This is a genomic window from Ruegeria atlantica, assembly GCF_013032005.1.
Classification (GTDB): Bacteria; Pseudomonadota; Alphaproteobacteria; order Rhodobacterales; family Rhodobacteraceae; genus Ruegeria; species Ruegeria atlantica_A.
The window spans coordinates 181,491-200,899 of record NZ_WQBE01000002.1 but is presented as its reverse complement, the minus strand read 5'-3'; the positions used below and the strand labels follow the sequence as shown (position 1 = coordinate 200,899).

Annotated in this window: 21 protein-coding genes and 2 tRNA genes; 8 read left to right on the top strand and 15 right to left on the bottom strand. The window is 58.3% G+C overall.

Translation table 11 applies throughout. The features are described 5' to 3' along the window. Nucleotides 1–71: 71 nt before the first annotated feature. Nucleotides 72–506, top strand: coding sequence for a homoprotocatechuate degradation operon regulator HpaR (hpaR, locus tag GOX21_RS06855; RefSeq protein ID WP_170349627.1), 435 nt, complete (start codon nt 72–74; stop codon nt 504–506). A 541-nt stretch (nt 507–1,047) separates the two neighbouring features. After that, entirely contained in the window at nt 1,048–1,746 is a 699-nt protein-coding gene (locus tag GOX21_RS06850) for a fumarylacetoacetate hydrolase family protein (protein WP_170376396.1), read from the top strand. 3 nt (nt 1,747–1,749) lie between these two features. On the opposite strand, the gene GOX21_RS06845 is transcribed toward GOX21_RS06850, so the two are convergent. Next, nucleotides 1,750–2,958, bottom strand: coding sequence for a winged helix-turn-helix domain-containing protein (locus tag GOX21_RS06845; RefSeq protein WP_170376393.1), 1,209 nt, complete (start codon nt 2,956–2,958; stop codon nt 1,750–1,752). A 4-nt stretch (nt 2,959–2,962) separates the two neighbouring features. After that, nucleotides 2,963–3,988: a LacI family DNA-binding transcriptional regulator gene (locus GOX21_RS06840; protein ID WP_170349630.1), complete on the bottom strand. Its 1,026-nt coding sequence runs from the start codon at nt 3,986–3,988 to the stop codon at nt 2,963–2,965. A gap of 115 nt (nt 3,989–4,103) precedes the next feature. On the opposite strand from GOX21_RS06840, the gene GOX21_RS06835 reads away from it, so the two are divergent. Then, nucleotides 4,104–4,180 (top strand) — tRNA-Arg (locus tag GOX21_RS06835). Nucleotides 4,181–4,236: 56 nt separating this feature from the next. Here the strand turns inward: GOX21_RS06835 and arsJ are convergent. The 3 genes from arsJ to GOX21_RS06820 are packed head-to-tail and all read right to left on the bottom strand — an operon-like array spanning nt 4,237 to nt 7,327. Continuing rightward, nucleotides 4,237–5,502 (bottom strand): organoarsenical effux MFS transporter ArsJ, encoded by a 1,266-nt coding sequence (gene arsJ / locus GOX21_RS06830; protein WP_170376391.1) that lies wholly within the window; start codon nt 5,500–5,502, stop codon nt 4,237–4,239. After that, a complete protein-coding gene (locus tag GOX21_RS06825) occupies nt 5,499–6,497 on the bottom strand; it encodes an ArsJ-associated glyceraldehyde-3-phosphate dehydrogenase (RefSeq protein WP_170376389.1) in 999 nt (332 codons plus the stop codon). Before GOX21_RS06825 ends, arsJ begins: the two co-directional genes overlap by 4 nt. Nucleotides 6,498–6,499: 2 nt before the next feature. Next, the gene (locus GOX21_RS06820) at nt 6,500–7,327 is read right to left on the bottom strand and encodes a helix-turn-helix domain-containing protein (protein ID WP_170376387.1); all 828 of its coding nucleotides are present in this window, start codon (nt 7,325–7,327) and stop codon (nt 6,500–6,502) included. Between the two features lie 206 nt (nt 7,328–7,533). Between GOX21_RS06820 and GOX21_RS06815 the strand changes: the two genes are divergently transcribed. Further along, nucleotides 7,534–7,609 (top strand) — tRNA-Thr (locus GOX21_RS06815). A 32-nt stretch (nt 7,610–7,641) separates the two neighbouring features. Here the strand turns inward: GOX21_RS06815 and dxs are convergent. From dxs to GOX21_RS06785, 6 genes are all read right to left on the bottom strand, one after another. After that, nucleotides 7,642–9,570 (bottom strand): 1-deoxy-D-xylulose-5-phosphate synthase, encoded by a 1,929-nt coding sequence (gene dxs / locus GOX21_RS06810; RefSeq protein ID WP_170376385.1) that lies wholly within the window; start codon nt 9,568–9,570, stop codon nt 7,642–7,644. 14 nt (nt 9,571–9,584) lie between these two features. After that, nucleotides 9,585–10,451 (bottom strand): polyprenyl synthetase family protein, encoded by an 867-nt coding sequence (locus GOX21_RS06805; protein WP_170376383.1) that lies wholly within the window; start codon nt 10,449–10,451, stop codon nt 9,585–9,587. Continuing rightward, on the bottom strand, nt 10,452–10,694 hold the full coding sequence (locus GOX21_RS06800) for an exodeoxyribonuclease VII small subunit (RefSeq protein WP_170376381.1): 243 nt from the start codon (nt 10,692–10,694) through the stop codon (nt 10,452–10,454). It lies immediately after the preceding gene. Further along, a complete protein-coding gene (locus GOX21_RS06795) occupies nt 10,691–11,617 on the bottom strand; it encodes a histone deacetylase family protein (RefSeq protein ID WP_170376379.1) in 927 nt (308 codons plus the stop codon). The genes GOX21_RS06800 and GOX21_RS06795 overlap by 4 nt, the downstream gene beginning before the upstream one ends. A gap of 69 nt (nt 11,618–11,686) precedes the next feature. Then, nucleotides 11,687–12,388 (bottom strand): response regulator, encoded by a 702-nt coding sequence (locus GOX21_RS06790; RefSeq protein WP_170349647.1) that lies wholly within the window; start codon nt 12,386–12,388, stop codon nt 11,687–11,689. Continuing rightward, on the bottom strand, nt 12,385–12,897 hold the full coding sequence (locus tag GOX21_RS06785) for a MarR family winged helix-turn-helix transcriptional regulator (RefSeq protein WP_170349648.1): 513 nt from the start codon (nt 12,895–12,897) through the stop codon (nt 12,385–12,387). Before GOX21_RS06785 ends, GOX21_RS06790 begins: the two co-directional genes overlap by 4 nt. Nucleotides 12,898–13,057: 160 nt before the next feature. On the opposite strand from GOX21_RS06785, the gene GOX21_RS06780 reads away from it, so the two are divergent. From GOX21_RS06780 to GOX21_RS06765, 4 genes are all read left to right on the top strand, one after another. Next, nucleotides 13,058–13,924, top strand: coding sequence for a branched-chain amino acid aminotransferase (locus GOX21_RS06780; RefSeq protein ID WP_170349649.1), 867 nt, complete (start codon nt 13,058–13,060; stop codon nt 13,922–13,924). A gap of 127 nt (nt 13,925–14,051) precedes the next feature. Beyond that, nucleotides 14,052–15,002 carry an AraC family transcriptional regulator gene (locus GOX21_RS06775; RefSeq protein ID WP_170376377.1) on the top strand — a complete coding sequence of 317 codons (951 nt, stop codon included), beginning with the start codon at nt 14,052–14,054 and terminating at the stop codon, nt 15,000–15,002. Between the two features lie 109 nt (nt 15,003–15,111). Further along, complete coding sequence (locus tag GOX21_RS06770) at nt 15,112–15,477, top strand: SPW repeat domain-containing protein (protein WP_170349651.1); 366 nt, start codon at nt 15,112–15,114, stop codon at nt 15,475–15,477. 262 nt (nt 15,478–15,739) lie between these two features. Beyond that, nucleotides 15,740–15,937, top strand: a complete 198-nt coding sequence (locus tag GOX21_RS06765; RefSeq protein ID WP_170376375.1) for a hypothetical protein — start codon at nt 15,740–15,742, stop codon at nt 15,935–15,937. A 33-nt stretch (nt 15,938–15,970) separates the two neighbouring features. Here the strand turns inward: GOX21_RS06765 and cobO are convergent, their stop codons facing one another. The 4 genes from cobO to aroC are packed head-to-tail and all read right to left on the bottom strand — an operon-like array spanning nt 15,971 to nt 19,356. Then, the gene (cobO, locus tag GOX21_RS06760; protein ID WP_170360936.1) at nt 15,971–16,570 is read right to left on the bottom strand and encodes a cob(I)yrinic acid a,c-diamide adenosyltransferase; all 600 of its coding nucleotides are present in this window, start codon (nt 16,568–16,570) and stop codon (nt 15,971–15,973) included. Between the two features lie 58 nt (nt 16,571–16,628). Then, nucleotides 16,629–17,564, bottom strand: a complete 936-nt coding sequence (locus GOX21_RS06755; RefSeq protein WP_170376372.1) for a DMT family transporter — start codon at nt 17,562–17,564, stop codon at nt 16,629–16,631. Between the two features lie 45 nt (nt 17,565–17,609). Further along, nucleotides 17,610–18,272 (bottom strand): HD domain-containing protein, encoded by a 663-nt coding sequence (locus GOX21_RS06750; RefSeq protein WP_170376370.1) that lies wholly within the window; start codon nt 18,270–18,272, stop codon nt 17,610–17,612. Further along, a complete protein-coding gene (aroC, locus tag GOX21_RS06745; protein WP_170376368.1) occupies nt 18,256–19,356 on the bottom strand; it encodes a chorismate synthase in 1,101 nt (366 codons plus the stop codon). The genes GOX21_RS06750 and aroC overlap by 17 nt, the downstream gene beginning before the upstream one ends. Nucleotides 19,357–19,409 lie beyond the last annotated feature (53 nt).

Genomic DNA, 19,409 nt, shown 5'->3' with positions numbered 1-19,409 from the left:
AAACAGGTAAGAACAGCCGAAAAAACCCTTTGTCCCGTTGCAGTGTCGGCGGAATTCGGCAAGAATTTCGTATGACCAATGATGTACCATTGACGTCACGTTCATTGCCCATTGCGTTGCTGCGGGCGCGGGAACGGGTCATGGGACCCATTCGCAAGATGCTGGTGGATGTTGGTGTGACCGAACAGCAATGGCGCGTGCTGCGTGTCCTGAACGAGGAAGGCCCGCAAGAGCCGACTCATATTGCGGACCGTGCTTGCCTGTTGTTGCCCAGCCTCACTCGCATTCTGCAAAAGCTTGAGGTCAAAGGCCTGATCCTGCGGAGCGCGCATCCTTGTGACAAGCGCCGCCAGATCGTCGACATCACAGCCAAAGGAAAGCAGATTATCCAGGACAATATTCAGATAACCATCCATCTGGCCGAGGATCTGCGCACCAAACTTGGGCCCGACCGGCATGAGGCCCTGTTGGACCTGCTGAACGAATTGCGCGAACTGGAAACGTGACACCCCAAATACGAACCCCGCCAGAGACAGGTGCTATCTCTGACGGGGCGGCCAGACGTGTACTGGATTATATGCCTGGCCCGAGGCCGGTTGCACCGGATAGTTCCCGACGGTCCGGCCCGCAATTCAGAGAACGCGCCAATCAAAAAAGTAACCGGCTTTTTGCGCCAAAGACATTGGGGGTAACGCCTTTGACCATAGTTCTCTGAAATATTCGCACCCGATAATGCCGCGTGATGCGGGACCCTATGGGGTGTCTTGACGTCGTGGCGGGTGCTTGGGTCCCCGCCATATCTGTGAGTGGCGGTCAGAGCGCGCGGCACCCCGATTTGCCAGCGCTCGTCACCCAGCCATCTTTCAACTTAGAGCTGTTTGAGCGTTTTCCAAGCCCGTCGACCAGATTGTGAACAGCTGTCGGCCAGGGCTTGCCGATTGGCAGGTAAAATTGCAGTGAATTCAGCCGATGTCGCGAGAAGCGGCGACTTGTTCCCGCGGTTCACCGCATTAAGATGCGCGCTGGCTGATAGATTAGGGGGCTGCCATGCCAGACAATTTGTTTTCTCTTCCCGATCCGGTTGTGATTCCGATGCAGGGGCAGGATGCGACTTATCCGGTGGGGCGAATTTTCTGTGTGGGCCGTAACTATGCCGCTCATGCCGCCGAAATGGGGCACGAGGTCGACCGCGAAGCCCCTTTTTATTTCACCAAATCAGCGCCAAACGCAGTTCTGACTGGTGCGTCTGTGCCATACCCGCCGGGGACCGAGAATTTTCATTACGAGATGGAGCTGGCTGTAGCCATCGGAAAGCCCGTTTTCCGCGCCACCAGTGCGCAGGCTTGGGACGCCGTCTATGCCTATGGCTGTGCCCTGGACATGACCCGTAGGGATCTGCAAATCCGAGAGCGCAACAAACAGCGACCCTGGGATCTGGGTAAGGACCTTGAGGCCGGGGCAGTGTTTGCGCCCCTGACCTCGGCTGCGGACTGGTCACCGCAAGGCAACACACGCATTCATCTAAGCGTGAACGGCGACATTCGTCAGGATGCCACGCTGAGCGAACTGATCTGGAAGATCGACGAAATCATCAGCCATTTGTCCGGATATTACCATCTGCGTCCAGGTGACCTGATCCTGACGGGCACACCCGCCGGTGTTGGCCCAGTGCAGGCTGGGGATGTGATCGAAGGGGGGATTGACGGGTTGCAGCCGATCCAATTGACGCTGACGGACTCAGAATAGACCCTATTTAGGGTCTTTCAGCCAATCGGTTGCGAATTCAATACCGTCCAATCCAGCAAACCGGCGGACGCGGTCCATCTCGGCCTCTAGCCTGCGTGTCCGCGCGTCGGACCAGCGCACGGATCGCTCTGGCCATAACGCGTTGATCTGTAGAATGCCACAGTCGCGCTGGGCTTTCATATCGATCCGGCCAATCAATCGGTCCCCTTCCAGCAGCGGAAACACGTAATAGCCATAGGTCCGTTTGGCGGCGGGAACGAAGACCTCAATCCGATAATGGAACCCGAACAGACGTTCCGCGCGGTTGCGGTCGCGCAGCATCGGGTCAAAGGGGCTAAGCACGCGAATGCGGCTGGACGGCGAAGGCGGGTTTTTCTCGGCCAAATCCGGGCGCGCGAGCAGTTTGCGGCTTCTTCCATCGGCACAGGTGACTTCAATCTCCTCCAGAATGCCCTGTGTTAGACCCTTATTGCACCAGTTTTTGGCTTCGCTAACACTGACCGTATCCCAGAATGCCGCCAGCTCTCCGGGTGTGGCAAATCCCAGCCGGTCCAACGCTGCATTGCACAACCAATCCACGGTTTCCTCGGCGTTGCAGGGCATGTTGCCAGGACACAGATGCGTCTCGATGACCCGTTCGGTCAGATCGTATTGTTTTTGAAACCCGTTGCGGCCAACCACGGTCAGCGCGCCCGACCGCCACAGGAACTCAAGCGCTGTTTTCGATGGGTGCCAATCCCACCAACCGCCCGAGCCCTTTTTCTCGTCCTTGCCCACATCCGAGGACGAGACCGGGCCATGATCGCGGATATGTTGCAGGACAGAGGCAAACTGCTGCTCAAACCCATCCCGGCGCCAATTTTTCCACCGGGATTTCAACAATACCTCATCACGTTGAAATCGCAGATGCCAATGGGGGTAAAACTCTATCGGGATGACAGCAGCGTCATGAGTCCAGTGTTCAAACAGCGCCTTGTCACGTTCGTAAAGCTGTTTGAGGTTTTTGGCGCGATAGGATGGCCTGCGCGAATACAGGATCATGTCATGGGCGCGCGCCACGGTATTGATACTGTCCAGCTGAACAAAGCCCAGTCGGTGGATCAAATCCAATAAATCCGCACCTTTGGCCCCGCCCGAAGGCGGTTCGGCCAGCGCATGGTGATCCATAAACAACGCGCGGGCCGTTTTGTTGTCCAGCCGCCGCGGCGCCATGAGTTTAGCGCCGCTTCAGGGTGTCGCCGTAGCTGATCTTGGGGGTCAGTGTCAGACGCGTGTCGACCTCGGTATTCGGATCGGCCAATTGCGTGGCGATAATCTCGGCCGCCTTGCGCCCGATCTCAAGACGGCAGGCATCCATCGTGGCAAGCTTGCGTGGTAACCCCTGCAGCAGTTCCACATTGTTGAACCCGGCCAGACCGATCTGTCCCGGTATGTCGATGCCCTGTTCCAGCAGGTACAGCAATCCACCAGCACCAATCATATCATTGGAATAATACAGGAAATCCAGGTCGGGCGAACGATCCAGCATGGTCTGCGTCATCTCGCGCCCCTTGGCCAGGGCCGAACCGCCGGAATAGAACTCACGATCTTCGATCTCGATCCCGTTCTTGCCCAGCACTTCGGTAAAACCTTCAAAGCGTTTCCGCGCGCGGTGGTCCAACGGCATCTTGGTGCCCATGAAACCGATATGTTGATAACCCGCTTTCAGGATCGCAGCAGCCATTTCACGCCCGGCGCGACGGTGCGAGATGCCGACCATTGCGTCGACTGGTTTGCCATCTGTATCCATGATCTCGACCACTGGAATTCCGGCTGAATCCAGCATTGCGCGGGCGGCTTCGGTATGTTCCAGTCCCGCGATGATCACACCCGACGGCCGCCACGAGAGCATCTCGTAAAGGACTTTTTCTTCTTTCTCGGGCAGGTAATCGGTGACGCCGACCACGGGCTGCAATTCAGTGTCTTCCAACACCTGATTGATACCGGTCAGAACCTCGGGAAAGACCATATTGGACAGCGACGGGATAATCACCGCAACCAGATTTACGCGGCTGGAAGCCAGCGCGCCTGCAATCTTGTTAGGAACGTATCCCAACTCTTTCGCGGCAGCCAAAACGCGGGTGCGGGTGGCGTCGGACACGTCACCTCGGTTCCTCAGAACGCGGCTGACCGTCATTTCGGACACTCCTGACGCTTCCGAGACATCACGAAGGGTAAGCGGACGTTTTGTTTCTGTGGTCACGGAGGGCACCTGCACTGTTGTTTTGCCCGATGGTAGCGTGAACGGGACTTGATTTACAACTGTTGTGCAAAGGTCATGACAACCTGAAAAAACCGGGTTACAGAGAGCCTTGCGCGGCCCCGTGGCTCAACTGGATAGAGCAGCCCCCTCCTAAGGGGCAGGTTGCAGGTTCGAATCCTGCCGGGGTCGCCAAGTTTGCTGAAACACGGCTACAGGCGGCCGGGCGGTCAGGTAGTGTACGACAACATTCAAGAATAGGCGTCAACGGTTTGATCGGTCAGCTTGCCCGATGCCAGCGCTGCCAGTGCAACCATCGCGGCTGCGGTGCCCAGGACCAGGGAAAGACCTCCGATTTGATAGGTCAGCCCGGAGAGGACGGTGCCCACAAGGCGGCCCGTCGCGTTGGCCATGTAGTAAAATCCGACATCCATCGTCACCCGTTCCGATTTTGTGAAGGCCAGAATCAAGTAGGAATGCAGCGATGAGTTGACTGCGAACACCGCGCCGAACAGCAGCAGGCCCAGCACCAGCGTGACGGTTAACCATGTTTCGGGGCCTGAGGATACCAACACCGCACCCGTCAATGCGGCGGGTACACAAAACAAAGCTGCGGCCCAGCTGCGGGCGGAGTGGATCAGGTCTGCTTCGCTGCGTTCACTGGCGCGCAGAATCTTGGGCGCGCTGGCTTGAACTGCGCCGTAAAGGATAACCCAGACCGCCATGAAAGAGCCGATCATGAAAAAGGCTGCACGGTTTCCTTCTTGGGTGCCGTCGGACAGCACGGCGTAGAAATAGATCGGGATGCCGACCACGAACCACACGTCTCGGGCGCCAAAAAGAAAGACACGCGCCGCCGAAAGCCAGTTCACATTGGCGGACTTCGAGAACACCTCGGAGAACTTTGCCCCCTTGCGGCCCATGGGCAGACCTGCGGGCATGAACAGTATTACTCCAATCAATATCAGCGCCAGAACTGCGGCCATAATCAGGACCGCCATCATGAATCCCGAGGTGGCCAACATCACCGCACCCAGCAGAAAGCCCAGCCCTTTCACCGCATTCTTGGATCCGGTCAGCACCGCTACCCAACGAAAAAGCCCGCCCCCCTCGGTGGGTGCCAGCAGTTTCACAGAAGATTTCGAGGACATCTTGGCCAGGTCCTTGGCCACGCCGCTGGCCCCTTGCACCATCATCACAAAGGTCACCGATGCTGCGATGGTCCAATTCGGGTCCAGTTGCGTCATCGCCAGTAAGGCCAGAACCTGAAGTCCCAGACCGGCATAAAGCGTCGAGGTCAACCCGAAGCGTGCCGCAATCCAGCCCGCCGTCAGATTGGTTACGATCCCTGCGACCTCATACAAAACAAACAGATAGGCCAGCTGCACCGGGGAAAAACCTAGCGAATGAAAATGCAACAGCACCAACATGCGCAACGCACCGTCGGTCAGCATAAACGCCCAATAGGCGGCTGTGACCGCGATATAGGCCGACAGACCCTCAGGCCGTTTGGTCACAGCCCCGACCCAACCATCAGGGCAACGTCCACCAGGCGGTGCGCATAACCCATTTCATTGTCGTACCAGGCATAGATCTTTACCTGCGTTTTGTTCACCACCATGGTCGAAGGCGCATCCACGATCGAAGAGCGTGTATCATTGGTGTAGTCGGTCGACACCAATGGCCGCGTTTCATAACCCAGAATACCTTTCAAGTCCCCTTCGGCGGCGGCTTTGAACAGGGCGTTGACCTCTTCAGCAGTTGTTTCCCGCTCGACTTCGAACACGCAATCGGTCAGCGAGGCGTTCAGCAACGGCACACGCACCGCATGGCCGTTCAGCCGCCCCGTGAGTTCGGGGTAGATCAGCGTGATTGCGGTGGCCGATCCGGTGGTGGTCGGGATCAGAGAATTCAACGCCGAGCGTGCGCGGCGCAGGTCCTTGGCCGGTCGATCCACGATGGTTTGCGTGTTGGTCACGTCGTGGATTGTGGTCATCGATCCGTGTCGAATGCCCAGGTTATCATGGATCACCTTGACCACAGGCGCCAGGCAGTTGGTGGTGCATGAGGCCGCAGTGATGATTAGGTGCTTTTTCGGGTCATAGGTGGCATCGTTGACGCCCACGACGATGTTTGCGGTGGGCCCATCCTTGACCGGGGCCGAGACGACAACCTTTTTGACGCCAGCCGTGAAATAAGGGGCCAACTTGGCCTCGGTCTTGAAAACGCCTGTACAATCGATCACCACATCGACACCGTCCAGTGGAAGGGCATTCAGGTCCTTGGTGCCAATAAAAGGCAGGCGGGTGCCATTGATCGTGACACTCTCTGCGTCATGCTCGAAATTGGCATCCCAGCGGCCATGCACGGTGTCAAACTCCAGCAGATGCGCGTGCATTTCGGGGTCGCCCACTGCATCATTGATCCAGGCGATCTTGGCGCCTTTTTCCAACAATGGTTTCAAGGCCAGCTTTCCCATCCGGCCCAAACCGTTCAGTGCGTAGGTCGTCACAACTATTCCTCGACAGGCGTTCTGCCGATGTCATCGACAGCAGATTGCAATGCGATCCGGTCAAGACTTTCGACCGGCAAAGAGGTGAAGGCTTCGATCCGGCGCTTGAGCGCGCCATAAGTGTTCTGGAAGGCCAGGCTTTTTTCGGCGTCTGTGCCTTCGGTCTGGACCGGATCGATCATACCCCAGTGGCCGCTGATCGGCTGACCTTCCCAGGCGGGGCATTCTTCGTTTGCGGCCTTGTTGCAGACAGTAAAAACGAAATCCAACTCGGGCGCGTCGGGGCCCGAGAATTCAGATATGCTTTTGGACCGTAGACCCGAGGTGTCATGACCCTTGTCCTCAAGCACTTGCATGGCCATCGGATTCAGCTCGGAAAACGATTTTGTGCCAGCTGAGTAGACGTTGAACCGGTTCCCGGCGATGTCTCGCAGCAGGGTCTCGGCAAAAATGGAACGCGCCGAGTTGCCTACGCAGATAAACAACACGTTGAATTTGCGGCCCGTCATTGCGCCGTTTCCTTGCTCGGATGGCATGCAGATATCAGGGCGGCCACGGCAGCAATCGTTCAGCAGGAAGCCCAGCATGTTCTGCACGTTCTTCATTTCAACCGAATAAAGCAGGGAAGTCCCCGACCGTTTCTGCGTCACCAGCCCGGATCGTTGCAATGCGTTCAGATAGTTCGACAGAGTGCTGGGTTTGATACCCAGCTCTGTCGCCAATTCACCCGCCGGAACGGCGTCAGGAAAGCGTCGCATCAATATACGAAACACCGAAATACGTTGCGGGTGGCCAAGGACAGCGAGTTGGTTTGTTATTCGATTTATCATATTTCATGAAATATCGAAATAATACGCAAGCAACAATCCCTAACCTGCGCCGTTACAATAAATTCACATTCGTTGTCACTGAATGTTCGCGTTGGGGTCGAGCGGTCAACAGCACAGCTTGCCCAAACGCGTGGAAAAAGCACGAGGAAACCAAAAAGAAGTAGGCTTGCACGTACCACCCCGACCGTTTAAACGAACCCTCGCTTGCCTCAATAGCTCAGCTGGTAGAGCAGGTCCTTCGTAAGGACAAGGTCGGGGGTTCGAGTCCCTCTTGAGGCACCACATGCATTCCCGAATCGTGTTCCGGTAACCGCTTAGGCGCGTTTTTCGCCTATTGTTGTGACGCCCAGAACCGACAGAACCTTGGCTTCGATCTGTTCGGCATTCATGCCGGCAACGGCATACATGTCCGCTGGGCTGGCCTGATCGATGAAGATATCCGGCAGCACCATCGAGCGGTATTTCAGCCCGTGATCGAACACACCCTCATCCGCCAATAGCTGTGCCACGTGGCTGCCAAATCCGCCAACTGCACCTTCTTCGATGGTGATCAGAGCCTCGTGGTTAGCGGCCAGATCAAGGATCAGATCGCGGTCCAGCGGTTTGGCGAAACGGGCGTCGGCGATGGTGGGTGTGATCCCGCGGGCTGAAAGGGCCTCGGCGGCCTTCTGCACCTCGGCCAAGCGGGTGCCAAAGGACAAAAGCGCCACGCGCGCACCTTTTTGGATCATGCGGCCTTTGCCGATCTCAAGCACCTCGCCTCGTTCAGGCAGGTCGACGCCCACACCCTCGCCGCGCGGATAGCGGAACGCAATGGGACCGTCATCATGGGCCGCCGCCGTGGCAACCATATGCATCAGTTCGGCCTCATCCGCAGCGGCCATGACGGTCATGCCGGGCAGGTTGGCAAGATAGGCAATATCGAAGGATCCCGCATGGGTTGCGCCATCAGCACCCACCAGCCCTGCACGGTCGATGGCAAAACGCACCGGCAGGCGCTGAATGGCCACGTCATGCACCACCTGATCATAGCCGCGCTGCAAAAAGGTCGAATACATCGCGCAGAACGGTTTCATACCGCCAGCCGCCAGCGCCGCCGCGAAGGTCACGCCGTGCTGTTCCGCAATTGCGACGTCGAAACAGCGCGACGGGTAGCGTTCGGCAAACAGGTTCAACCCGGTGCCGTCCGGCATTGCGGCCGTGACAGCCACGATCTTGTCATCGCGCCCCGCCTCATCAACCAGCGCTTTGCCAAAGACCGACGTATATGATGGCGCGTTGGACGGGGCCTTTTTCTGCTCGCCCGTGACCACGTCAAATTTCGCGGTGGCGTGGCCCTTGTCGCGGGCCTGCTCGGCGGGCGCGTAGCCCTTGCCCTTTTTTGTCAGCACATGGATCAGGATCGGACCGGTCGCCCGTGCTTTGACCGTGCGCAAAACCGGCAGCAACTGATCCATGTCGTGACCGTCGAGAGGCCCGATATAGGAAAAGCCAAGCTCTTCGAACAGCGTGCCGCCCACCGCCATGCCTTTCAGCATTTCCTTGGCCCGTTTTGCACCTTCTCGGAACGGTTCAGGCAGAAGCGAAACCGCACCTTTGGCAGCCGCTTTCAATTCGTGGAACGGGGCTTCGGTATAAATTCGCGACAGATAGCTGGACAGTGCACCGACGGGCGGGGCGATGCTCATCTCATTGTCATTAAGGATGACGATCAGACGTTTGCCCAGATGACCGGCGTTGTTCATCGCCTCAAAGGCCATACCCGCCGACATCGACCCATCGCCGATCACGGCAATTGCGTCACCCAGCCCTTCGGGCGTGACGCCTCCCAGATCGCGAGCCACGGAAAACCCAAGTGCGGCGCTGATCGAGGTTGAGCTATGCGCCGCCCCAAACGGATCATACGGGCTTTCGCTACGCTTGGTGAACCCGCTCAGCCCGTCCTTCATGCGCAGGGTTCGGATACGGTCGCGCCGCTCGGTCAAGATCTTATGCGGATAACACTGATGCCCCACATCCCAAATGATCTTGTCGCGGGGCGTGTCGAACACCGCATGTAAAGCAGTGGTCAGCTCGACTACACCTAGGCCCGCGCCCAAGTGCCCACCTGTGACGGACACGGCCGAGATCGTTTCGGTTCGCAATTCCTGTGCCACCTGATGCAGTTGCGCATCCGAGAACTGCTTGAGATCCGCAGGGCGGCTCACAAGGTCCAGCAAAGGCGTTTTCGGGCGGTCAGACATTTGGCGTTCCTGGCTTAGCTGTCCCGGGCAATAACGAAGCGGGCGGCGTCCTTCAAGGTTTCTGCCGATGCGCCATAGCCGTCCAATGCGGCGCAGCCTTGATCCACCAGTTCCGCCGCACGGGCTTTGGCTGCTTCCAGACCCAACAGTGAAACAAATGTGGCCTTGCCAGCCTGGGCATCCTTTTGCAGGCGTTTTCCAGCCTTTTCGGCATCACCCTCGACATCCAGAATGTCGTCCGCGATCTGAAAAGCAAGCCCCAGTGCCCGGGCATATTGGCGCAATGGCCCGGGGTCGGCCTGCGCCAATCGTGCGCCTGCACATGCGGACCATTCAATAAGGGCACCGGTCTTACCCGCTTGAAGGCGCGTGATTTCGTCCAGGGTCAGCGGTGCTGCAGCCGTTTCCGCCGCGATATCCAGCGCCTGACCCAGCACCATACCTTGCGCTCCGCTGGCCTTGGCAAGGGTCAGAGCCAATTCTGCCCGAACCTCGGCCGTGCCGACCTCGGGGCGGGTGCAGAGTTCGAAGGCCAGCGTCTGCAACGCGTCCCCGGCCAGAACGGCGGTGCCTTCGTCCCATTTCACATGAACCGTGGGCCGCCCACGGCGCAGATCGTCGTCATCCATACAGGGCAGATCGTCATGGACTAGTGAGTACGCGTGCAGTGCTTCGATCCCGGTGGCGGGCAAAACGGCGCGAATTGCATCTACGCCGTGCAGGCGCGCGCTTTCCAGCACCAGAAACCCACGCAACCGTTTGCCACCTTTGATGGCATAGGCCATCGCACGGGTCACATTCAGATCGTCCAGCGCGCCCAGAACCAGATCGAACTGATCCTGAATCCGCGCCGCATCCTGCGCTAGTTTTTTACGAAACATTTACTGACCTTCGACAGTCGTCGTCCCGGTCGGCTGACCGTTGGCGTCCAGAGTAATAGCGGCCACCTTTTCTTCGGCCCGCTTCAACTCCTCCTCGCAGCGCTTTTTCAACGCCGCGCCGCGCTCATACAACGCGATGGACTGGTCCAGCGCCACATCGCCGCGCTCGAGCTGGCCAACAACGGCCTCAAGCTCTTTCATCGCCTGTTCGAATGTCATCTGGTCTACTGGGGTATCGGTCATCGGGCTGCCTTCATCAATTCATCCACATGGGCGCGTGTGGCCTGGGCCAGTGCGTTCAGATCATACCCGCCTTCCAGAGTCGAGACGATACGTCCCCCGCAAAGCTCATCGGCTATTTTGCAAAGCTCCGCGGTGACCCAGGCAAAGTCACCTGTGGACCAGTTCAGATTGGCCAATGGATCGTCCTGATGCGCGTCAAATCCAGCCGAGATGATGATCAGGTCCGGCTTGAAGGCGCGCAGGCGCGGGAACGCCTGTGTTTCATAGGCCGCACGCATCTCGGCCCCGCCGGAACCGGGGGACAGGGGGATGTTGAGAATGGTCTCATACGCGCCGGTTTCATCCGGACGCCCCGATCCGGGCCACAACGGCATCTGCTGGCTGGTGATCACAAGTGCGCGTTTCTCATCCCACAGCAAATCCTGCGTGCCATTGCCGTGATGCACGTCAAAATCAACCACTGCGACGCGGTTCAGCCCGTGGTGATCCAGCGCATGTTTTGCCGCCAGCGCGGCATTGCCGAACAAGCAAAAACCCATCGCGGTGTCAGTCTCGGCGTGATGCCCCGGAGGCCGGATCGCACAAAACGCATTTTGTGCCTCACCGCCCAGCACCATATCCACCGCCCGCACCACAGCCCCCGCCGCGCGATAGGCCGCATCGACCGAGCCCGGAGACATGAACGTGTCCCCGTCGATCTGGGCAAAGCCCTCCGCGGGGCGCATTTTGCGCACATCCCGGATGTAGCTTTCCGGATGTATGCGCAGCAGATCGTCATCCGCCGCCAGTGGCGCAGTCACCCGGTTCAGGTCCAATGACTCCAACGCATGCAGAATATGCTCCAGCCGGGCCACCCGCTCAGGGTGCCCATCCGGGGTGACATGCTCCAGACAATCCGCATGAGTCAAAAGGGCGGTATTCATATCGATCCCCTGTTCATCTGGCTAAAAATACCTTCGCCGAAGGCCAATAGTCGCCGCGAGCCGGCCTGATCAATCCGGCGCCAGCATATACCCGGCGCCCCGGACCGTCTGCAGATAACGTGGCTGCTTTGGGTCTTGTTCGATCTTGCGCCGCAGCCGGGTGATCTGCACATCAACCGCGCGTTCCTGCGCCTGTCCCTTGTCGCGGCCCAGATCCTCGACCAGCTTGGCGCGGCTAATCGGCTCACCGGGTTGGGTCGAGAAGATCTTCATCAACTGGCTTTCCGTCGCAGTCAGACGCACCGGTTCTTCGCCCTGCCACATCTCACCACGTTCCACGTCATAGCGGATCGGGCCGAGGGTCAAAATCTTGGTCGCCGTATCTTGCGCCGGTGTTTCAGGCATCCGCCGCAGGATCGCGTTGATGCGCAGCAACAGCTCTTTTGGCTCGAACGGCTTGGCCAGGTAATCGTCCGCACCGGCCTCAAGCCCAGCGATCCGGTGTTCGGTCTCACCACGCGCGGTCAACAGCAGGATCGGGGTTGAATGGGTTTCGCGCAGAGTTCTGGTCAGGCTTACGCCGTCTTCGCCCGGCATCATCACGTCCAGAACGATCATGTCGAAGTCCAGCCCCGACAGTACCCGACGCGCATGGGCGGCATCGCGGGCGGCGGTCACCAGAAACCCGCTGCGCATCAGGAATTTCTTGAGCAGATCACGAATACGCTCATCGTCGTCGACGATCAGCAGATGGGCATCCAAATCGCTCATGAGGTCGTATCCCGCAGTTTCGTGTAAGCATGACGCATATCAGCATCCATCATTGCTTCAAGTACTTTACGAAATCCTGATACCGCCTCGGGGCCCGCATCCTTGTAGGCGGCGCGCATTCGCACCCGCTGTGCCTCAGAGAGTTTGGCCTCAAGCGCCTTGCCTTTTTCGGTCAGAAACAGATGTCGTTCGCGCTTGTCCACTGTGCCCACGCGGCTTTCGACCAGCCCGTCATCGATCAAGGTCCGCAGTACCCGATTCAGCGACTGTTTCGTCACGCCCAGGATTGCCAGCAAGTTGTTCACGGTCGTTCCTGGCGCGCGGTTGATGAAATGAACGGCGCGGTGATGGGCTCGACCATAGGCGAGTTGCGCCAGAATGCGATCAGGATCGGCGGTAAAGCCCCGGTAAGCGAAAAACATCGCTTCGATCCCTTGTCGCAATTGTTCGTCGGTCAAAAACAAAAGGCTTTCACCGCCAAACACTTGGGCGGGGCGCGTATCCGACATCATTTGCCTCATTCGTTACTCAGGACCGACTTTATGTCAGCGTTATTGACATTCCAAGAGTGGACAGGTATCGAACCGCAGTTTCTGCGCAACTTTATGTCCGCATCGGACTTAAATGGCGCAACAAGCGAAAAATTCAACCCAGTTCAGGAGGTTTCGCATGGCGGGGTATGATGATCGTGACGGCGTGATCTGGATAGACGGTGAACTGGTGCCTTGGCGCGATGCCAATGTACACATCCTGTCTCATGCAATGCACTATGCGTCCTCGGTGTTCGAAGGTGAGCGCGCATATAACGGCAAGATCTTCAAAAGCCGCGAGCATTCCGAGCGTTTGATCGCATCTGCCGACGCGCTGGACATGCCGATGCCTTATACGATCGATCAGATCGAAGCCGCCAAGGAAGAAACCCTGAAAGCCAGCGGTCTGCAGGACGCCTATGTGCGGGTGCTGGTCTGGCGCGGTTCGGGCGAAGATATGGGCGTGGCCTCGGCCCGAAACCCGGTACGTATGGCCGTCGCGGTTTGGCCTTGGGGCGCCTATTATGGCGACGCTAAGATGCAAGGCGCCAAGCTGGACATCGCCGAATGGAAACGCCCCAGCCCCGAAACCATCCCGGTTCACGCTAAGGCGGCGGGTCTCTACATGATCTGCACCATTTCCAAGCACAAGGCCGAGGCCAAGGGCTGCTCGGACGCGCTGTTCATGGACTACAACGGCTATGTGGCCGAGGCGACCGGTGCCAACGTGTTTTTCGTCAAGGATGGCGAGGTACATACTCCGTTGGCCGATTGCTTCCTGAACGGCATCACCCGTCAGACCGTGATCCAGATGCTGAAAGACAAGGGCATCAACGTGATCGAACGTCGTATCAAGCCCGAAGAAATGGCTGATTTCGAGCAATGCTGGCTGACCGGCACAGCGGCCGAGGTCACTCCGGTGGGGCAAATCGGCGACTACACTTTCGAAGTCGGAGATCTGACCCGCGAGATCGCCGCAGATTATGAGGCGCTGGTACGCGCCTGATCTGACCAGAAACGCACAGTTAGGAACCCCCGCGTTTCGTGGGGGTTTTTCTTTGCCTGCCGTTCAAGTTCTTGTGCAGATCGTTCAACGGGCTGGACGGCAGCGCAGGCAGCGATAGGTTACGCCCATGTTGGACCTGCTCAGCGATATCCTCACCCGCCTGTCTTTGCGGGGGACATTCTATTTCCGCACGTCATTCACGCCGCCTTTCGGTATTCAGGTCCCTGCCTATCAAAATGTCGCCCGGTTCCACTTTGTTCAGCGCGGCGAATTGAAGGTTTACGTCTCTAACACAGGGGAAACGCTGCGGCTCAAGCAAGGCGATTTGATCCTGATCCCACACGGGGCCGCGCACGCGCTGCTGTGCAATGAGATCAAGCCACTGGACGCGTTGCCATTAGAGCAGGTTCTGGAGGAGGCCGGTTATCAGGGCGATGGCGTCCTGATTTACGGGGGCGAGGATAAAAGCCGCGATACTCAGCTGGTGTGCGGCCATTTCTCATTCACTGGTCCGCCGGGACGAAGGGGCGCAGGTCATATGCTGATCGACCGCTTGCCGTCGTACATTCTGATCGAAAACTACGGCGAAGAGGCCGGTGCCTGGATCGAAGCGACCCTGCGCATGATCGGGTCCGAGATCAACGGTGCCCGTATCGGGGGCGACCTGATCGCCCTGAAACTGTCCGAAGTGTTATTTGCGCAAGCCATACGCGCCCATCTGGAATACCAAAGCCCCAGCGATACCGCCTTGGCCGGGTTCGCTGATACGCGCATCTCGCGGGCGCTGACCGCCTTTCATCAGGCCCCCGCACAGGAATGGAGTGTCGAGTCACTGGCGCGTGAGGCCGGGATGTCACGTACCGCCTTCGCGCAGTTGTTTGCCGAGAAGATGAACGCGACCCCCATGCAATATCTGACGGATTGGCGCATGCAGATCGCCTGTCACGGCCTGACTGAGAATCGCTGGAACGTGGCGGATGCGGCGGCCGAGGTTGGCTATGCGTCAGAAGCGGCCTTTTCCCGCGTGTTCAAGAAACAGATTGGCCTGTCTCCGGCAGCTTACCGGTCCATGCACTAATCCGCTGGATCTTCGAACGATCTGCAATGATTCGCGAACGATCCAGAATTAAACGTCCGACTATCCAATCTTAACTTGGTGCCATGCCAAGTTAGGAAAGGAAAAAACAATGTCTGTCCGTTTTGTTACCCGCACTGTGCATGCTTATCTTGATTATCCGGTTGCTCTGGCGCTGATGGTGTTGCCTTTTGTTTTAGGGTTGGGGCAATCCAACCCAATGGCGTTGTGGCTGTCGGTAGTCACCGGTGTCGCGGCGCTTGTTCTGACCGTGCTGACCGACCACCATCTCGGCGTCTGGCGGGTTCTGCCCTATAAATTCCACCTGGCGGTTGATTTGCTCGTCGGCGTCACGTTCCTGGCCGCACCTAGCCTGTTTGGTTTTACGGGGCTGGACGCAATTTACTACTGGCTGAATGGTGCGGCGGTGGTTGCTGTGATCTCGCTTAGCGCGTCGGAACAGGGCGCAACCGCCTGAGTGTGAAATACGCCCACTTTTATGTCTGTGAGTCGCTTGTTTTAAGAACAGGCGGCTCATCCGCTCATCAAACGCATCACACCTGATCACACGGCGCTTTTGCTCTTGCAATTCCCGACTAAAATAATCAGATAAAAAGCAACGCTGGGTATGATACTATCCGGCACCGAATTTCGAGGCGGTTTGCGGGCTTAGCGCGTGACTTGGTGAGAGCCCGCCGCCGCCTCGGAAACGAAACAGACTGGCATGGAAAGAGCTTGGTATGGGCGATCCGCTGGACGAAATCATGGCACGGTACGAGGCCGCAACCGCGTGCGGCTGCTGTTGTGACGACGATTTTTGCGCCTATGTCGACAAGAAAAAACCTGCCACAGATGCCAAGTCATCCGACCGTTTACCTTACAGCGCCGCCAGCCAACGCGGGTCGGTCCGGTTTCTCAATGAAAACCGGGCGGGATAACAGCCCCGGTTTGGGGCTGTTTAGACTCTGTTTTCAGAAATCCACGCCGCGCTGTGCTTTGATCCCGGCTTGGAACGGGTGCTTTTCTTCGGTCATTTCAGTGACCAGATCGGCATAGTCGCGCAGCGCTTGCGGAGCGTCCCGCCCGGTCAGGAACACGCTGGTTTTGTCTGATCGCTCGTTCAGCCCGTCAATCACCTGATCAACCGACAGATATTCATAACGCAGTGCGATGTTGATCTCATCCAGTACCACCAGATCATAATCCCCGCTGGCCATCAGCGCGCGGGCCTTGTCAAAGGCGGCATTAGCGGCGGCGATGTCACGCTCGCGGTCTTGGGTGTCCCAGGTAAAGCCCTCGCCCATCGTGTGCCAGGTGACCAGATCACGTTCTTCGAAGAAACGCCGCTCGCCGGTTTTCCACTTGCCCTTGATGAACTGGACCACGGCGACCTTCTGCCCCCAACCCAGGGCGCGGATTACCACGCCAAAAGCGGCCGAGGATTTGCCCTTGCCCTTGCCGGTATTGATTAGCACCAACCCACGGCCCGGATCGACCGCCTCTGAGACTTTCTTGCGGTGCTGAGCCTGCACCTTTTGCATCTTTTCCTTGTGATCCTGCGCGTCGCTCATGGGGAACCCTCATTTTGTGTCGCGCCACACCCTAGGGGAAGTTTGGCAAAGGTAAAGGTCAGGCTTTGGGATCTGTGACGGCGCGAGCGCGTCCACGTTCCAGGCCCAGCTGATGTTCGCGCCAGATCACCACGATATTGCCGGCGATCACTAGTGCCGCACCGATCAACATCACCAGTGTCGGGAGTTCGCTGAACCAGAAATAGCCGATGACAATGGCAAACAACATCGAAGTATAGTCGTAGGGCGCCAGCATCGACGCCTGACCAAAGCGATAGGACGAGGTCACCAGAATCTGCGCCACACCACCGATCAGCCCGGCCAGAATCAACACGGCGGCTTGCTCCCACGTGGGCAGGACCCAGCCCCAGAAAACGGTCAGACCGGACAGCAAGGTCGCGGTCATCGAGAAATAAAACACAATGGCCGCCGGGTGGTCGACCTGCACCAACTGCCGGATGTGAATCTGCACAAAGGCGCGTGCAACGGTCGCCCCTAGAATGCACAGCGCGCCGATGGTGGCGGCGGCCTCCATGTTGTTGCCGCCCAGTCGGGGCCAGATCATGATCAGAACACCCAAAAGGCCAATGGCCACGGCGGCGATCCGAATCTTGCGGATGCGCTCGCCCAACATGATCGCGGCCAGAATCAGGGTGAAAATCGGGGTCGCGTAACCAATTGCCGTGGCCTCGGGCAGGGGGATCAGGCCAAGGCCAGTAAAGGTCAGCCCCATCGCTGTGGTCCCAAGTACGCCGCGCCAGAAGTGACCCATGGGTTTGCGAACAACAAAGCCTTGCGCCAATTCTCCGCGTGAGATCAGCCAGATGACGATCACGGGAATGGCGAACAGTGATCGGAAGAACACCATCTCGCCGGGTGGAAAGTGATCAGACTGCGACTTGATCAACCCGGCCATTACGGTGAACAAAAAGACCGCGCTCGTTTTCAGAGCGACGGCCAGCAGCGGTCGATGCGATGTTAACGGTTTTGCCATCGGCGCGAACCTGCGCCTTTGTTCAACAAAGATCAACGCGTGGAATCAGGAATTCGTCCAGTCCGCAGGCAGAGACTGGCCGATCTCGTCCGCGAAGTCCTCCAGAAAGCGGATCATCAGCTCGATGCGTTGTCGTGCAAGGGTTTTTCCGCCCTCGGTCAGCATGTCACTGGGCAGGCCCAGCAGCTTTACCTTCCAGTGATCCAGCGAATAGGTCAGATCGTCCAAGGACCGATTCGCGGCAAACGGATCTGCCGGATCGTACAGCGCCCGTCCCAAAGCGCCTGAAACCGAAAAGTTCCGCGCAATGCCAATCGCGCCCAGCGCGTCCAGCCGATCCGCATCGCGTAAGATGCAGGCCTCGGGTGAGACTGGCGTGATATTGGCAGAGAAGCTGTGTGCCTCAATCGCATGCTGAATGGCACGAATTTGGTTTGGACTATAGCCAAGTTTGCTCAGTATAGGCTCTGATTCCCGCGCGGACTGGCGGGATGCCAGATGGCGATCCGGGTCGTCTTTGGACAGGTTCACCAGATCATGCAGATAGCTGGCGGCCAACAACACGGGTATGTCGGTCTGATCGTCCGCAATGGCCTGCGCGTTCACCCAAACTCGGTCCAGATGGGCCAGATCATGCGCCGGGTCGGTCTCCATCCGCTGCGCGACGATGGCGCGCAGGCGCGCGCGCAGATCAGCCGATCCGTCCACGGTTCTCTCCGATCTGGCCACGGTGCAGCAGCAAGTGGTCGAGGATGACGCAGGCCATCATTGCCTCGCCCACGGGCACAGCACGGATGCCGACGCAAGGATCGTGGCGCCCTTTTGTAATGATCTCGGTTTCCTTACCGGATTTAGTGATGGTTTTGCGGGTGGTCAGGATCGACGAGGTCGGCTTCACCGCAAATCGCACCACAAGATCCTGCCCAGTCGAGATACCGCCCAGAATACCGCCCGCATGGTTGGAGCTGTATTGCGGACCGTCCTGCCCCATGAAAATCTCGTCTGCGTTGGCTTCGCCGGTCAGTTCGGCGGCGGCCATACCTTCACCGATCTCAACACCTTTGACGGCGTTGATCGACATCATCGCAGCGGCCAGATCAGTGTCTAACTTGGCATATACGGGGGCGCCGATGCCGGCAGGGACGCCTCGGGCTACCACTTCAACCACTGCGCCGACCGAATTGCCGGATTTGCGCAGGTCATCCAGATAGGTCGCCCAGTCTTCGGCTGCTGCCGAGTCAGGTGTCCAAAACGGGTTCTGTTCTATTTGCGACCAGTCAAAATTGGTGCGGTCAATCTTGCGCGGCCCCATTTGCACCATATAGCCGGTGATCTGCACATTGGGAGCGATCTGTTTGATTGCTTCGCGCGCCAGCCCCCCGGCGGCCACACGCGATGCGGTTTCCCGGGCCGAACTGCGCCCGCCACCGCGGTAATCCCTGATACCGTATTTCTGCCAATAGGTGATATCGGCGTGACCCGGCCGGAACTTGTCCATGATATCGCCGTAGTCTTTTGAGCGTTGATCGGTGTTCTCGATCATCAGTTGCACGGGCGTGCCGGTGGTCTGGCCTTCAAACACGCCGGACAGGATTTTAACCTGATCAGGCTCACGTCGCTGGGTAGTGAATTTGTTCTGCCCTGGTTTGCGCTTGTCCAGCCAGTGCTGAATCATCGCCTCGTCAATCGCAACGCCCGGCGGGCAGCCATCGACGGTGGCACCCAAAGCGGGCCCGTGGCTTTCGCCCCAGGTGGTGACGCGGAAGAGGTGTCCAAAGCTGTTCATCGACATGGGGCATGCTCCTTTGCGCGTCGTGATTAGCGGGCAAGGCCCGCGGCCTCAAG

Coding starts and splice junctions, on each gene's coding strand:
- GOX21_RS06820 (WP_170376387.1), bottom strand. CDS start 7,327: ATGATAAATCGAATAACAAACCAACTCGCTGTCCTTGGCCACCCGCAA.
- hpaR (WP_170349627.1), top strand. CDS start 72: ATGACCAATGATGTACCATTGACGTCACGTTCATTGCCCATTGCGTTG.
- GOX21_RS06805 (WP_170376383.1), bottom strand. CDS start 10,451: ATGTTTCGTAAAAAACTAGCGCAGGATGCGGCGCGGATTCAGGATCAG.
- GOX21_RS06795 (WP_170376379.1), bottom strand. CDS start 11,617: ATGAATACCGCCCTTTTGACTCATGCGGATTGTCTGGAGCATGTCACC.
- dxs (WP_170376385.1), bottom strand. CDS start 9,570: ATGTCTGACCGCCCGAAAACGCCTTTGCTGGACCTTGTGAGCCGCCCT.
- GOX21_RS06765 (WP_170376375.1), top strand. CDS start 15,740: ATGGGCGATCCGCTGGACGAAATCATGGCACGGTACGAGGCCGCAACC.
- GOX21_RS06850 (WP_170376396.1), top strand. CDS start 1,048: ATGCCAGACAATTTGTTTTCTCTTCCCGATCCGGTTGTGATTCCGATG.
- GOX21_RS06780 (WP_170349649.1), top strand. CDS start 13,058: ATGGCGGGGTATGATGATCGTGACGGCGTGATCTGGATAGACGGTGAA.
- GOX21_RS06770 (WP_170349651.1), top strand. CDS start 15,112: ATGTCTGTCCGTTTTGTTACCCGCACTGTGCATGCTTATCTTGATTAT.
- aroC (WP_170376368.1), bottom strand. CDS start 19,356: ATGTCGATGAACAGCTTTGGACACCTCTTCCGCGTCACCACCTGGGGC.
- GOX21_RS06800 (WP_170376381.1), bottom strand. CDS start 10,694: ATGACCGATACCCCAGTAGACCAGATGACATTCGAACAGGCGATGAAA.
- cobO (WP_170360936.1), bottom strand. CDS start 16,570: ATGAGCGACGCGCAGGATCACAAGGAAAAGATGCAAAAGGTGCAGGCT.
- GOX21_RS06845 (WP_170376393.1), bottom strand. CDS start 2,958: ATGGCGCCGCGGCGGCTGGACAACAAAACGGCCCGCGCGTTGTTTATG.
- GOX21_RS06755 (WP_170376372.1), bottom strand. CDS start 17,564: ATGGCAAAACCGTTAACATCGCATCGACCGCTGCTGGCCGTCGCTCTG.
- GOX21_RS06775 (WP_170376377.1), top strand. CDS start 14,052: ATGTTGGACCTGCTCAGCGATATCCTCACCCGCCTGTCTTTGCGGGGG.
- GOX21_RS06785 (WP_170349648.1), bottom strand. CDS start 12,897: ATGTCGGATACGCGCCCCGCCCAAGTGTTTGGCGGTGAAAGCCTTTTG.
- GOX21_RS06790 (WP_170349647.1), bottom strand. CDS start 12,388: ATGAGCGATTTGGATGCCCATCTGCTGATCGTCGACGACGATGAGCGT.